Origin of the sequence: Streptomyces celluloflavus (assembly GCA_000720995.1) — a bacterium.
In the GTDB taxonomy this organism is placed as follows: Bacteria; Actinomycetota; Actinomycetes; order Streptomycetales; family Streptomycetaceae; genus Streptomyces; species Streptomyces celluloflavus.
On sequence record JOEL01000185.1, the window covers coordinates 1 to 208 of the forward strand.

1 protein-coding gene is annotated in these 208 nt (G+C 66.8%); it reads right to left on the reverse strand.

Annotated elements, in window-relative coordinates:
• Positions 1–208, reverse strand: a 208-nt coding sequence (locus IH09_RS38700) for an AMP-binding enzyme (RefSeq protein WP_190233552.1), incomplete at both ends; no start/stop codon positions are given.

Genomic DNA, 208 nt, shown 5'->3' on the forward strand with positions numbered 1-208 from the left:
GAAAATCGCCTGCCATTCACGCACCTGCTCCACCGCAGACTCACCACTCACCCCCTCCTCCGCATCCAATTCGGCGGGGACGAGGTAGCCGACGAGGCGCTTGTCTCCCGGGCGGTCCTCGCGTACTACCGCCGCCGCCTGGCCCACACCGGGATGTGCTTCGAGGACCGCTTCTACCTCGCCCGGTTCGATACGGAAACCCCGCACC